The sequence below is a fragment of the Nonomuraea maheshkhaliensis genome (genome assembly GCF_039529435.1).
GTDB classification, from domain to species: domain Bacteria; phylum Actinomycetota; class Actinomycetes; order Streptosporangiales; family Streptosporangiaceae; genus Nonomuraea; species Nonomuraea maheshkhaliensis.
The window spans coordinates 1-13,143 of record NZ_BAAAMU010000201.1 but is presented as its reverse complement, the minus strand read 5'-3'; the positions used below and the strand labels follow the sequence as shown (position 1 = coordinate 13,143).

13 protein-coding genes and 1 pseudogene are annotated in these 13,143 nt (G+C 71.5%); 10 read left to right on the top strand and 4 right to left on the bottom strand.

Features of this window, described 5'->3' with window-relative positions; translation table 11 throughout:
• Positions 1-1,390, bottom strand: a 1,390-nt coding sequence (locus tag ABFX54_RS53930; RefSeq protein ID WP_346115111.1) for a M14 family metallopeptidase, incomplete at its 3' end; no start/stop codon positions are given.
• 252 nt (positions 1,391-1,642) lie between these two features.
• Here ABFX54_RS53930 and ABFX54_RS53925 point away from each other — a divergent pair.
• Positions 1,643-2,725, top strand: a complete 1,083-nt coding sequence (locus ABFX54_RS53925) for an ATP-binding cassette domain-containing protein (protein WP_346115110.1) — start codon at positions 1,643-1,645, stop codon at positions 2,723-2,725.
• Here the strand turns inward: ABFX54_RS53925 and ABFX54_RS53920 are convergent.
• A pseudogene (locus ABFX54_RS53920) lies at positions 2,720-3,451 on the bottom strand (TIGR03619 family F420-dependent LLM class oxidoreductase); the annotation flags it as partial. The gene ABFX54_RS53925 and the pseudogene ABFX54_RS53920 overlap by 6 nt on opposite strands.
• Positions 3,452-3,572: 121 nt before the next feature.
• Here ABFX54_RS53920 and leuE point away from each other — a divergent pair.
• Positions 3,573-4,304, top strand: coding sequence for a leucine efflux protein LeuE (gene leuE / locus ABFX54_RS53915; protein ID WP_346115109.1), 732 nt, complete (start codon positions 3,573-3,575; stop codon positions 4,302-4,304).
• Positions 4,305-4,517: 213 nt separating this feature from the next.
• Positions 4,518-5,159 carry a VC0807 family protein gene (locus ABFX54_RS53910; protein ID WP_346115108.1) on the top strand — a complete coding sequence of 214 codons (642 nt, stop codon included), beginning with the start codon at positions 4,518-4,520 and terminating at the stop codon, positions 5,157-5,159.
• Here ABFX54_RS53910 and ABFX54_RS53905 read toward each other — a convergent pair.
• Together ABFX54_RS53905 and ABFX54_RS53900 are read right to left on the bottom strand one after the other, a co-directional pair.
• A complete protein-coding gene (locus ABFX54_RS53905; protein ID WP_346115107.1) occupies positions 5,067-6,080 on the bottom strand; it encodes a hypothetical protein in 1,014 nt (337 codons plus the stop codon). The two genes, ABFX54_RS53910 and ABFX54_RS53905, sit on opposite strands and share 93 nt — an antisense overlap.
• Before the next feature lie 34 nt (positions 6,081-6,114).
• The gene (locus tag ABFX54_RS53900; protein ID WP_346115106.1) at positions 6,115-7,392 is read right to left on the bottom strand and encodes a sensor histidine kinase; all 1,278 of its coding nucleotides are present in this window, start codon (positions 7,390-7,392) and stop codon (positions 6,115-6,117) included.
• A 391-nt stretch (positions 7,393-7,783) separates the two neighbouring features.
• Here ABFX54_RS53900 and ABFX54_RS53895 point away from each other — a divergent pair, with 391 nt between their 5' ends.
• From ABFX54_RS53895 to ABFX54_RS53865, 7 genes are all read left to right on the top strand, one after another.
• On the top strand, positions 7,784-8,404 hold the full coding sequence (locus ABFX54_RS53895; RefSeq protein ID WP_346115105.1) for a DedA family protein: 621 nt from the start codon (positions 7,784-7,786) through the stop codon (positions 8,402-8,404).
• A 36-nt stretch (positions 8,405-8,440) separates the two neighbouring features.
• The gene (locus ABFX54_RS53890; protein WP_346115104.1) at positions 8,441-9,271 is read left to right on the top strand and encodes a DMT family transporter; all 831 of its coding nucleotides are present in this window, start codon (positions 8,441-8,443) and stop codon (positions 9,269-9,271) included.
• A 56-nt stretch (positions 9,272-9,327) separates the two neighbouring features.
• Positions 9,328-10,539, top strand: a complete 1,212-nt coding sequence (locus ABFX54_RS53885) for a glycosyltransferase (protein WP_487047340.1) — start codon at positions 9,328-9,330, stop codon at positions 10,537-10,539.
• Complete coding sequence (locus ABFX54_RS53880) at positions 10,536-11,240, top strand: DUF998 domain-containing protein (protein ID WP_346115103.1); 705 nt, start codon at positions 10,536-10,538, stop codon at positions 11,238-11,240. The genes ABFX54_RS53885 and ABFX54_RS53880 overlap by 4 nt, the downstream gene beginning before the upstream one ends.
• Positions 11,241-11,302: 62 nt before the next feature.
• On the top strand, positions 11,303-12,019 hold the full coding sequence (locus tag ABFX54_RS53875; RefSeq protein ID WP_346115102.1) for a hypothetical protein: 717 nt from the start codon (positions 11,303-11,305) through the stop codon (positions 12,017-12,019).
• Complete coding sequence (locus tag ABFX54_RS53870) at positions 12,016-12,756, top strand: isocitrate lyase/PEP mutase family protein (RefSeq protein WP_346115101.1); 741 nt, start codon at positions 12,016-12,018, stop codon at positions 12,754-12,756. The genes ABFX54_RS53875 and ABFX54_RS53870 overlap by 4 nt, the downstream gene beginning before the upstream one ends.
• Positions 12,757-12,763: 7 nt before the next feature.
• Positions 12,764-13,143, top strand: a 380-nt coding sequence (locus tag ABFX54_RS53865; RefSeq protein WP_346115100.1) for an AfsR/SARP family transcriptional regulator, incomplete at its 3' end; no start/stop codon positions are given.

Below are 13,143 nucleotides of genomic sequence, written 5' to 3'. Positions count from 1 at the left end.
CCGGGTCGCCGCGCTCCCACACGCCCGTGGTCGCCGTGTCAGTGCTGGCCGGGTTCACCGTCCAGCCCGTCGCCGTCTCGAACGTGTCGGAGTAGACGGTCACCGGCGGGGTGCCGGTGCCGCAGTACTGGGCCTCCTTGCCGATGATGCGGTAGACGCAGTCCGAGTATTCGAGGAAGCGCAGGACCGCCTCCCTGTTACGTGTCGTCTGGGGGACGATCTGCTCGTCCGGCGGGTAGAAGCCGGGGCTGGAGCCGGTCGGGTACATCTCGAAGGTGAAGCTGAAGATCTTGTAGACGCCCCACAGCCAGTCGTCGATGGTGCCGTCGGTGATGTAGAGGTCGCTGGCCTGCTGGGGTGTGTAGTTGTTGGTCGAGGCCATGTTCTGGCCCAGGGTGGCGTGGGCGTTGCGGTCGTCCGCGGTCAGGCCGGGGGCTGTGTCGTTGAAGGTGTAACCGTAGGGCCACAGGACGAGTTCGCTGTAGGTGTGCCAGTCGATGTGCGACTTGATCTGCTGGACGCCGCCGATCACCCGGCTGCGCACCCAGTCGGCCGCCGCCTTGACCTCCGGCGCCGACTCGGCGTTCGCGCCGCGGTAGGTCTCGCTGGAGGTCGAACCGGACGAGCCGCCGCAGCAGCCCCAGTTGTAGGCCCAGTTGCGGTTCAGGTCGGTGCCGACCGCCGAGGAGCCGGAGTTGGGCTGGCGGTTCTTGCGCCAGGAGCGGTAGCTGCCGCTCGCGATGTCGTACTCGCCGCCGTCCGGGTTGAGGTCCGGCATGATCCAGATCTCCCTGGTGTTCACCAGGTCGGTGATCCGCGCGTCGGTGCCGTAGCCGTCGGACAGCAGGCGCATGATGTAGAGCGCCATCTCGACCGTGAGGTGCTCGCGGGCGTGCTGGTGCGCGGTGAACAGCACCTCGGGCTCGTTCTCGTCGGTGCCCACGTTGTCGCTGATCTTGACCAGGCGCAACTGCCTGCCCTCGTACGAGGTGCCGTAGTTGCTCTGGCTGACGATGCTCGGATGGGCCGCGACGATGGCGTTGATCTCCGCGTTCATCTCGGCGTAGTTGTGATAGGCGGAGTCCGCCGGCGGGAAGTCAAACCCGTCGGCGGACGGGGGTGTCGGGCGCGGCTCCTCCGACACCCGGTAGCCCAGCCGCCTGATCGCGGAGACCTCGGCTTCCGTGGCCGTGACCAGGACCGAGTCCTTGGCCACCTCTTCGATGGCGGCGCCGGTCGCCGCCACGGAGCTGCGCTGCTGCGCGTTCGCCGGGCCCGCCACCCGGTACTGCTTGTTGGGCGGCGGCTCGGCTGAGGCGCCCGCACCTGTCATGCCGGTCAGGCCGACCAGGCTGAGGGCTGCCAGCAGGATGACTAAACGGCGTTTCACCTCGTCCTCCCCAGGCGCTCGGGCTCGGGTGTCAACCGGCGCCTGAACGAAGAGTGATGACGTTGGTTGCCGGAGGAAAGGCCCAAATTTGCGGACATGTGTTGATCTGCGGGGCGGCGGGTTTCCGGGCGTCCCCATCCCGGGCAGAGGGCTCGCGGGCGGCTGACAGCGGCCCTCCGACAGTCGCCGTCCCGCAGCGGCTGACAGGTGCGTAACAGGCGGATGCCAGGGCGGCCCGGCAGCGTGTCCGGCATGAAGGACGCGATCGAAGCCGAAACCCTGGTCAAGAGGTACGGCGACCAGGCCGCCCTCGACGGCATCGACCTGGCGGTCAGGACCGGCACGGTGCTCGGCGTCCTCGGGCCCGACGGCGCGGGCGAGACCACCGCCGTACGCGTCCTGGCCACCCTCGTCACCCCCGACGCGGGCCGGGCCGTGGCCGGCGGCCACGACGTCGTCCGCCACCCGGCCAGGGTGCGCGAGCTGATCGGGCTGACCGGCCAGCACGCCTCCGTGGACGAGCAGCTCACCGGCACCCAGAACCTGCTGCTCATCGCCCGCCTGCTCGGCCTGTCCAGAGCGGCGGCCAGGGCCAGGGCCGCTGACCTGCTGGCCCGGTTCGGCCTGGAGGAGGAGGCGGCCGGCCGGCGCTGCTCGTCCTCTTCGTCCCGCTCGCCCTCCGCGCCTGCAACAGGCGGATCCGCTGATCAGTCCACCATCGCGGACAGCTCCCGCCAGGACATGGCCGCGCCACGGGCGAAGCACGCGGTGAAACGTTCCTCGCCCAGCGCGGCCCTGGCCGCCCGCGTCCTCTCCGCGGTCTCGGGCAGGTCGTCGGGCGGCTCGACCCCCGTCGAGGCCCCGAACAGCACCGCCGCCCGCTCCTGGTCGCCCCGTGCCTGCTCGGCCAGCCCGAACCCGGCCCGCACCATCAACAGCAGCGGCCGGTTCTGGTTCCGCCGGCCAAGCCTGTCCAGGGCGACGCGGTGCTGCTCCATGGCCGCGTCCACGTCCCCACTCAGCGCCGGCGCCCGGCCGTACGAGGTGGGCGGCATGACGGTGAACGGCACGACCGGCGCGCCCTCGTGCAGCACCGCGAACAGGCTCCGGCAACGTTCGAGCGCCTGGTCCAGATCGCCGCGGCGGCAGGCGTGCAGGGCCTCGGCCTCTTCCAAGGGGCACCAGGCGGCGCTTCCTCCCCCGAAGTCACGAAGTAAGGACCTCCGCGAGGCGTTCGACCAGTTCGTCCGCGCTGGTCTCCATCGGTTGCCAGAGCACGTGGTCGGCGCCCAGTTCCTGGGCCCGGGCCAGGTCACCCGCCACCTGCTCCGGTGAGCCGGTCAGCGGCATGCGGTTGGTCAGGGGGCGGGCCGTGACGGGGCCGTTGACCTGGAGGACCAGCGGGCCGGGGCCCTTGCCGTACGCCTCCACGGCCTGCCTGGCCTGGTCCCAGTCGAACACCACCACCAGGATCCCCATCCCGAGCGCCGCCGCCCGTTCGATCGCCGCCGGGGTCGTGGCGCCAGCCAGCACCTTGAGGCCGGACGGAGACGGCTTCGGGCCGATGTCCGCCTCCGGGATCGAGTAGAAGCGGCCGGAGAAGCTCACCGGGTCGGGCCCCCAGCACGCCCGCATGGCCTGGACGTGCTCCGCGAAGCCGGCCCCGCGCCGCTTCACGGGCACCCCGGCCGCCTCGAACTCCTGCTCCATCCAGCCCTGCCCCAGCCCGATCACGGCCCGGCCGCCGCTGAGCCGGTCGAGGGTGGCCAGCCGCTTGGCCAGGACGACGGGGTTGTGGAAGAGCGCGTCGACGACGCTCGTGCCGAGGCGGATGGTGCTGGTCCTGGCCGCCACGTACGCCAGCGTCTCCAGCGGGTCGAGAACGCTGCCGTAGGCGTCGGGCAGCGGCACGGACTGGTCCATGCCGATCATCCGTGCCTGGGCGGGGCGCAGCAGCCGTTCGAAGGTCCATACCGCGCCGAGGCCCGCCTGCTCGGCCGTCTGCGCCACGCGGGCGATGTGCTCAGGGTCGGCGTCTCTCCCGGTGACGGGGAGACCCATTCCGAGATCCATGGGGCGCTCCTTTCCTGTGTGTGCGTGTAGACCGGAGGGCGGCAGAAAAGTCATCGCTCCTCACGCGCTAACGTGATTCGTCACCAGTTCTTCTCCTGGAGCAAGCGGCATGTTCTTCGGCATCATGGACTTCTGGACCTACGTGGTCGGCGCTTTCCTGATCATCCTGCTGCCCGGCCCCAACTCCCTGTACGTCCTGTCCCTCGCCGCCCGGCACGGGGTCCGTCAGGGATACCGGGCCGCGGCGGGCGTCTTCGTCGGCGACACCGTGCTGATGGTCCTGTCCGCCGCCGGCGCCGCCTCCCTCCTGCGCACCAATCCGCCGTTGTTCGCGATCGTCAAGTACGCGGGCGCCGCCTACCTGGCCTGGATCGGGTTCCAGATGATCCGCGGCGCCTGGAGTGCCTGGCGGGCACAGCGGCCGGCGGCGGATCCCGCGCGGGACGACCGAGCCCAGGTCACGACAGAAGGCGCGGATCCAGTACAGGCCTCGACAGCGGATCCGGTACAGGCCGCGGCGACGGAGGCGGAGCTCAGGGCGCGGCCGTTCCGCAAGGCGCTGACGATCAGCCTGCTGAATCCCAAGGCGATCCTCTTCTTCATCTCATTCTTCGTCCAGTTCGTGGACCCGGCCTACAGCAGTCCGGCGCTGTCGTTCCTCATCCTGGGCACGGTCATCCAGATCTTCAGCTTCCTCTACCTGACGGCCCTCATCTTCGGCGGCACCTACCTGGCCCGGCAGTTCCGCCGCCACAGCCGGCTCAGCGCCGGCCTCACCTCCGGAGTGGGCGTCGTCTTCCTGGGATTCGGCGCGAAACTCGCCACGACTTCACTCGGATGAAAGACGCATTCAAGGCGCCTCTGTTCTCGTGGATACAGATGGAACGAGTCAAAAGAGGCAGTCCCACCTTCTTGCCTCGGGTACGGTAGGCCACCGGCGTGCTTCCCGGGACAACGGCGATGACGCCTCGGTGACATCCAGCCATCCATCTGGAAAGCCTGGTCCCCCGAAGCCCGGGTAGACGTCGATCGTCGGCCTATCTGCGGAGCAACCTTGAACCATCCACAGGTCACTCTTCCACGCCTCACCGCGCTCGCCCGGCAGGCCGCTCCCCGGCTGCTGGAAGGCGTGGTGGCCCCCCTCGCCGTGTTCTACCTCGCCATGGTCGTCCTCGGCTTCAAGTGGGCGCTCGCCCTGACCGTCGCCTGGGTCTACCTCGGAGTGGCCTGGCGGCTGGTCAGGCGGGTCAAGGTGCCCGCCACGATGTACCTGGCCGCGTTCGCGATCACCATCAGGGCGATCGTGGCGTTCTGGACCGGCACCTGGATGTGGTTCTTCATCCAGCCGGAGATGGGCACGATCTGCATCAGCATGGCCTTCCTCGCCTCCGTGCGGCTGAACCGGCCGCTGGTGCAGAAGCTGACGCTCGACTACATCCATCTGCCGTCCGCGGTGCTCAAGCACGAGCGCGTGCGCAGGTTCTTCGCTCGGATCACGCTGCTGTGGGCGTTCGTGCTGCTGATGAACTCGACGCTGAGCATCTTCCTCGCGGTGTACGAGTCTCTGGGCGGCTCGCTGGCCGGCTTCATGATCATGCGTACGTCAGCCGTGGCCGTGATCAGCGGTGCGGCGATCACGTTCTCCGTACTGGCGTTCAAGCGGCTGCTGCACCGGCTGCACGTCTCGCACGCCTGACCGTTCCACCAGCAGGAACGCCCCGCACATCCCCATGATCAACCCGGTCAGCAGGCCGAACAGGTCCACCAGGCCCCCGGCGCCGCCCGCCGAGAGCGGCCCGCCGACGGACCGGACGATCACCAGGTAGAGGCCCCAGCCGAACAGCGTGCCCGAGCCGAGCCAGACGAGCACGAGCGGCCGCCAGAACGGGCCGCCGCCGCGCCGCCGTACGACCGCCACGAGCGCGACGGCTCCGGCGATGGCGAGCACCCCCTTCAGCCCTTCCTGTATGAGCACCGAGGCGTCCGCGCCGAACGCCCCCACGAGCTTCGTCCCGCCGATCGCCACGGCCACCGGCAGCGCGCCCCAGGCGATGACCGTCTGCAGCGGCCGGGTGGGGCTGGGGAAGGGGTGGTTCACGGCCGTGGTGAAGACGCCGGGCCAGCGGTCGCGCGCGTAGAGGACGAAGGCGATCATGAGGCCGACGGCCTGGCCCACGAACCCGCCGTACACCATCAGGTAGATCCACGGCGCGATGGGCCCGCCGCCGAGGACCTCCGAGCCGGCGATCACCGCGATGACGGGCGCGGCCACGGCCACCACCGACAGCAGGCCGATGCCCACCCACAGCGGCAGCAGCACCAGCCAGGCGGGCAGCCGCAGGCCCCAGCGCATGGTGAACGACAGCGCCAGCAGCAGGGCCACGACGTCCATGCCGAAGGTCATCGCGTTCATCCCGATCATGGCCGGGTCGTTCATCAGGCCCGGCTCGCTCACGCCGAGGTCGCTGCCGGTGAGCCAGAGGATCTTGAGCGTGAGGTAGGGCAGCATGGCGGCGACCGCCACGACGGCGGCGGTGAGGCGGCCGATGCCCGGTCCGTGGGCGTCGTACATCGTCCTGCTGTTCATGGCCCTGTTGTTCATGGCCCTGTTGTTCATGGTCCGAGCCTCGCGTTGGCGGCGGCCGGTTGCCTCACGACCGGTGGGGATCCTCCTCCCTCTCATGGGGGAGGGTGATGGTCAGTTCGAAGCCGTCGCCGGACGGGCCGGCCGTGAGCGTGCCGCCGGACAGCCGCACGCGCTCGCGCAGCCCCACCAGCCCAAGCCCGCCGGAGCGCGCCACAGGCCTGGAGCGCGGCGGCCCGTTGCGTACGCGGACCCGATGCGGCGAGACCGTGACCTCGACGGCGGCCCCAGGGGCGTGCTTGGCCGCGTTGGTCAGCCCCTCCTGGACGACGGCGCGGGCCAGGGCGGACGCAGAGCCGGCGGACGAAACCGCGGGCGGGCCCATGGACGGGCCCATGGACGGGGGCGCGGACGGGCCGGTGGGCGGGCTCGCGGATGAGCCGGTGGGCGGGCCCCCAGGCTCGTCCTCGGACAGGTGCAGGGTGATCGACATGCCGGAGTCCGCCGCGCGGCGTACCAACTCGGAGACGTCCTCCCCCACAGGCGAGAGCGGCGCGGCCTCGGCGTCGTCGCGCAGCAGCCCGATGATCTGGCGCAGCCGCTCCGTCGCGTCCGCCGCCGCGACGCGCAGCTCCCCCGCGGCCTTGACCTGGGCGGGCGCGAGGCCGGGGGCGAGTTCGAGACCGGCGGCCCTGACCGCGATCAGGGCCAGGTCGTGGCCGAGCGAGTCGTGCATGTCGCGCGCGATCCTGGCCCGCTCGCGCAGCCTGGCCTGCGCCTCGCCGGCCAGTGTGGTCTGCCGCCGCTGGTCCAGCAGCCTGCGGCGGAGCAGGCCCAGCAGGTAGGGGACGAGGTAGGTGCCGGCCAGCCCGGTGGTCATGGACACCCACAGCGCCAGGTCGCCGCCTTGGCTCAGCACGACGGCCACCCCGACCAGGGAGATGACGCAGAACGCCACCAGGGCGGGCCGCACCCGGGCCAGGCGCCGCCCGGTCAGGTACGCGTACCAGACGACGACCATGGACGACGGCAGCAGCGGAAGGATCTTCACGTCGCGCCGGGGCAGCAGCCAGCTCAGGTCGACCGTCGCGAACCCCTCGGTGAACCGCCACGGCCCCATCGGCAGCAGCAGCACCAGCGCGGCCAGCGGATATCGCCGGCCGACGTAGACGGCCAGCGCCGCCAGCCCCAGCCGGGGCATGGTCACCTTGAGGAACGCCGCCGCGTCGCGGTAGACGGGATCGGGCCCCATCGCGATCACGAGGACGCTCAGCAGGACGAAGAGCAGCAGGTCATAGATCACCTGCCGGCGGCTCTCGCGGCGGAGGACGTACGGACGCTTCACGCGACCGACGTTATCCGCGCGCCCGGCCAGGCGGAGCCACCGGAAGTCGGGTGCCACCCCTGACGAAAGTCAGGGTGGGGTGCGGACCACCGCCGAGGTAGGGCTAACCCCACCCGGAAACCGCCTACCTCCACTCCTGTTTCCGCCTGCCGAAACGGGTTTGATCGGTGGTGTCATCCGGAGGTCGCGGGCCCGCCCCTGACGAAAGTAGGGGGTGGCGCGTGCCGATCGTCCGATGTGCCGTGACCTGCGGAGTTTCTACCTTCATGGGGTACCGGCCCTGACTGCAGTAGGGGAAAGGGCCGCGTTCGACCGGGGGGATCCCCGATGTTCCCGGACCGCCCGCACCGAGACGCTGTGTGGGTGCCCTAAACGATCGGAGTACACGCTCATGTCGCACGCCATCCTCGACCTGGTCGAGCAGGTGATGTCGTCACCGTGGTTGTACGTCGCGCTGTTCGCCCTGGCGTTGCTCGACGGGTTCTTCCCCATCGTGCCCGCCGAGACTTCGGTGATCACGGCCGGGGTGTTCGCCGCCACGGGCGAGACCAATCTGGCCCTGGTCATCGTGGTCGCGGCGCTCGGCGCGTTCGCCGGTGACCACATCTCGTACCTGATCGGCAACAGGTCGGCCGGCCGGCTGCGGGACAAGAAGGCGTTCATCTGGGCGCGCGGCGCACTGGCGGAGCGGGGCGGGCTCGTCCTGGTCGTGGCCAGGTACATCCCCGGCGGACGCACCGCCACCACGCTCACCATGGGCGCCGTACGGCATCCGCTGCGCTCGTTCACCTTCTTCGACGCGATCGCGGCCGGCTCGTGGGCGGTGTACTCCGGGCTGATCGGCTTCTTCGGCGGGATGGCGTTCGAGAACGACCCGATCAAGGGACTGCTGCTCGGCCTCGGGATCGCGCTGTCCATCACCGCCGTGGTGGAGATCGTGCGCTGGACGCGGAAACGACGCGCCGCCATCCAGGTTTCCCCGGAACGCCTTCCTGCGGACACGTCCGTTTGACCCTGCCTGGCAACCATCCGTCTGAAAGGAGTGCGCATGACTGTGCTGGCCGCGGTAATAGCCCTGGTCGGTTCGCTGTTCTTCGCGCTCGGGGCCGCGCTGCAGCAGTTCGAGGCGGTCGGCACCGCCAAGCCCGGACTGCTCGCCCTGCTCAGGAGGCCGCGCTGGCTGCTGGGCGGCGCGTCCATCCTGGCGGGTGGCGGCCTGCACATCGTCGCGCTCGGGCTGGGCCCGCTGACCGTCGTCCAGCCCATGGGCGTGGCCAGCCTGCTGTTCGCCCTGCCCCTGGCCGCCACGCTGCACGGCCGCAGGCCGGCCCGCAACGAGCTGGCCGCGGCCGGCGTGGTGGCGATCGGCCTCATCGGCCTGGTGCTGCTGGTGCCGGAGTCGGAAGGCCCCACCCACCTCGGCCCGGACGGCGTGCTCACGCTGCTCGCCGTGGCCGGCATCGCGGCGGTGCTGCTGTGGGCCGGCTCGAAGGCCGCCTCGCCCGCGGGCCGGGCGGCGCTGCTGGCCACCAGCTCCGGCGTCCTGTACGGCGCCACCGCGACCCTCGTGCGCGTGCTGGTGGACGGCGGCTGGAACTGGTGGTACCTGCTGGCGCTGCCGGTGCCCGCCCTGCTGGCGCTGGTCATGCTCCAGCGGGCCTACGCCGTCGGCCACTTCGGCGTCTCCTTCGCCTCACTGCAGATCACCGACCCCCTGACCGCGGTGGCGTTCGGCGCGCTGCTGCTGGGCGAGCCGCTGCCGACCGGGATCCTGCCGGTCGTGGCCGCCCTCCTGACCGCCGCGGGCACCGTGGCCCTGGCCAGGACCAGCCCGCTGGAGACCCACCGAGACCGCGAACCACTCGTCCCGACCCCCTGATCATCATCCCCCTTGGCTGTCCCCAAGCCACGACCGCAAAACCGGAGAGAACGACCATGGCCATGCCCCTTCACACCGTTTCCGACGTCGCCGCGCTCTCCCCTGCTCCCGAGCGCCCCCGCCGGATCCTGATCTCCACCGACACCTATCCCCCGGACGTGAACGGCGCCGCCTACTTCACCCACCGCCTGGCCACGGGCCTGGCCGCGCGCGGCAACGACGTGCACGTGGTCTGCCAGTCGGAGGCCGGCCCGGCCAGCGCCGACGTCGTGGACGGCGTCGTGGTGCACCGGCTGCGCTCGGCGCCGCTGCTGGTCCACCCGACCATGCGCGTCACCGTGCCGACCCGGCTCGACCGGCTGGTCGCCGACATCAAGCCGGACGTGCTGCACACCCAGGGCCACTTCGTGGTCGGCCGGGCCGCCATCGCCGCCGCCCGCCGGGCAGGCGTGCCGGTCGTGGCGACGAACCACTTCATGCCCGACAACCTCTTCCAGTTCGCCCACATCCCCGAACGGCTCAGGATCAAGGCGGGCCGGCTGGCGTGGCGTGACTTCAGCCGGATCTTCAGCCGGGCCGACCACATCACCACGCCCACCCCGCTGGCCGCGAAACTCCTGTCCGACCAGGGTTTCGGGCGCGAGGTCGAGCCGGTGTCCTGCGGGATCGACCTGACCAGGTTCCACCCGCGCGCCGAGCCGAAGTCGTGGGCGCGCAGGATGTTCGACCTGCCCGACCGGCCCACGGTGCTGTTCGTCGGCCGGCTGGACGAGGAGAAGCGGCTGGACGAGCTGGTCCGCGCGCTGCCGCTGGTGCTCAACGAGACCGACGCGCAGGTGGCGCTGGTCGGCAAGGGCAACCAGCGCGACGAGCTGGAGCGGCTGGCCCGGCGCATCGGGGTGAGCGACCGGGTCTTCTTCCTCGGCTTCGTCCCCGACGAGAACATGCCGCAGGCGTTCTCCGCCGCCGACGTGTTCGCCATGCCCGGCGTCGCCGAGTTGCAGAGCATCGCCACGCTGGAGGCCATGGCCTCGGGGCTGCCCGTGGTCGCCGCCGACGCGATGGCGCTGCCGCACCTGGTGGAGGAGAACGGCTATCTGTTCCAGCCCGGCGACGTGGTCGGGCTGGCCAGGCACCTGACCGCCGTCCTCGCCGACGACGGCCTGCGCGCCCGGCTCGGCAAGGCCAGCAGGGAGCTGGCCCTGACCCACGACGACCAGTCCTCGCTCGCCCGGTTCGAGCGGATCTACGATGAGGTGACGCGATGACGATCGCACGGAGTGTCTGGGGGACGCTGATCGGCACGACGGTGTCGGCGGGCGCGCTGGCGTACGCGCACGTGGCGCTGCCCGACCAGACGCTGCTCAGTGACTACGCTCTGGTCTCCGGCGGGCTGGCGCCCGTACTGATCGGGATGCTGGCACTCGCGGGAGCGTGCCTGAGCCTGGCGTACGGGCTGGCGATCGTGGACCCCGCGCGTACCGCGGCCGCCCGCGTGCTGCTGCTGGCCGGGGCCTTCGGCCTGATGATGAGCGGCATCTTCCCCACCGACCCCGGCACCTCGCAGGTGGGCTCGCTGTCCGGCGAGATCCACCGCTGGTCGGCGGCGATCGTGTTCACCTCGCTGCCGGTCGCCGGCTGGGTGCTGGCCCGTGGCCGGTCGGCCGCCCCGAGATGGAACGCGGTGCGGGCCATGAGCGTGGCCTCCGGGGTGACGCTGGCCGTCTACCTGGCGGCCCACCCCGCCACGTTCACCTCGGCGCTGATCAACGGCGGCGCCTACTACGGGCTGCTGGAGCGCGGCATGGTGCTGGCCGAGATGGCGCTGCTCATGGCCATGGCGCTGGCGATCGGCGGCGGCAGGGGCGCCGCGCGGAACGCGGTCGCGCCCACGTCCACCACGGCTGCCGAACAGGGCCGGCCGGAGAACCCGGAGCGGCCGGAGGGCCAGGAACGGCTCGCCGCCTGACAACGCACGCCGCTCGGCATACTTCGACCGCCGTCGAAAGGTCCAGGTCATAGCGTGAGGCCATGCACATAGAGGCCACGCTCATCACCCGTCATGCCGAAGCCGAGGCGGTGCTCGCCGACACCAGGTACGTGCCGCCTCCCGTACGCCAGAACGGCGAGGAGGGGACGCTGGCCTGGCTACGCGCCCACGTGTCCCGGTTCAGCACCGGCGAACCGCACGCCGAACGCCGCCGCGCCCTGACCGACCTGCTCGACGGGGTGGACCCGGCCGAGCTGCGCGAGCGGGCCAGGGCCATGACCGAGCAGCGGCACGGGGATTGGCGCGGCGTGCCCACACAGGTGCTCGGGAGCGCGCTCGGGGTCGCCGACACCAGCGCCGTGCCGGCCGCCGCGGCCGGATACCTGTCAGGCGAGGAGAGCCCACAGGCCGACGCCGCCGTCACCGAACTGCTGAAGCGGGCCGGCCTCCCCGCGATCACACTGCTGCTGCAGGGGTACGCCGCCACGGAAGGGCTCATCGCGAACGCCCTGGAGCGGGCCCGGCCCGGCGACGACGTGGACACGCTGCTGCGGGAGACGCTTGCCTGGCACCCGCCGCTCACGGTCACCCGCAGGCTGGACACGCTCACCGGCGACGAGGTGACGCTCGACCTGGTGGCCGCCAACCGCGAGGCGCCAGGCGATCATCTGACCTTCGGCCACGGTGTACGCCCCTGCCCCGCGCCCGCGCACGCCCTCGCCCTGGCGGCGGGCGTCCTGGAAGGAGTGCTCTCGTGAACTTCCACGACCTGCACCGCCCCGGCGATCCGCTGCTGCTGCCCAACGCCTGGGACTATGGCTCCGCCGCCTACCTGGCCGCGCAGGGGTTCCCGGCGATCGGCACGACCAGTCTCGGCGTGGCCGCCGTGCACGGCAAGCCGGACGCGGCCGGCCGGACCAAGGCCGAGACGATCGAGCTGGCCGAGGCGATCAGCGGCCTGGGCGTCCTGGTCACCGTGGACATCGAGGGCGGGTTCAGCGACGATCCGGCGGAGGTCGCCGGCCTGGTCGCGTCCCTGGCCGCGCTCGGCGTCGCGGGCGTCAACCTGGAGGACGGCCGCCCCGACGGCACGCTGCGGCCCGTCGAGCTGCACCAGAGCATCATCGAGGCGGCCAAGGGGCACGGCGTGTTCGTCAACGCCCGCACGGACACGTGCTGGCTGCGTACCGGTGACACGCTGGAGCGCGTGCGCGCCTACGGGCACGCCGACGGGATCTTCGTGCCGGGGCTGAGCGATCTCCAGGAGATCGCCGAGATCGCGGCGAGCACGCCGCTGCCGCTGAACGTGCTCCACCAGCCGGACGGTCCCGGCCTGGCCCGGCTCGCGGAGGCGGGCGTGGCCAGGGTGAGCACCGGGTCGCTGCTCTATCGCGCCGCGCTGCGGGCGGGGCTCGCGGCGGTGCTGGACGTACGCGGCGAGCCGGCCCCGCACATGCCGACATATGCGGAGATCGTGGAGCTGTTGCCGCGATAATCGAGAGATGCGCTTCCAGATCCTCGGGCCCACTACCGTGCTGGACGAGGACGGCGAGCCGGTCGCGCTCGGCGGTCCCCGCGTCCGCGCGCTGCTGGCGCTGCTGGCCCTGCACGCCGGCCGCATCGTCGGCGCGGAGCAGCTCGTGGCCGGGCTGTACGGCCCGAGGCCCCCTGAGGGCGTGGCGAACGCGCTGCAGTCGCAGGTGTCCCGGCTGCGCCGGTCGCTGGGCAAGGACCTGGTGGAGTTCCACCCGGCCGGTTACCGGCTGGTGGCCGATCCGCAGGAGGTGGACGCGCGCAGGTTCGAGCTGCTGGCGTCCGCCGGCAGGCAGGCGCTGGCCGGCGGGGACGCGGAGCGGGCGGCGGCGCTGCTGCGCGAGGCCCT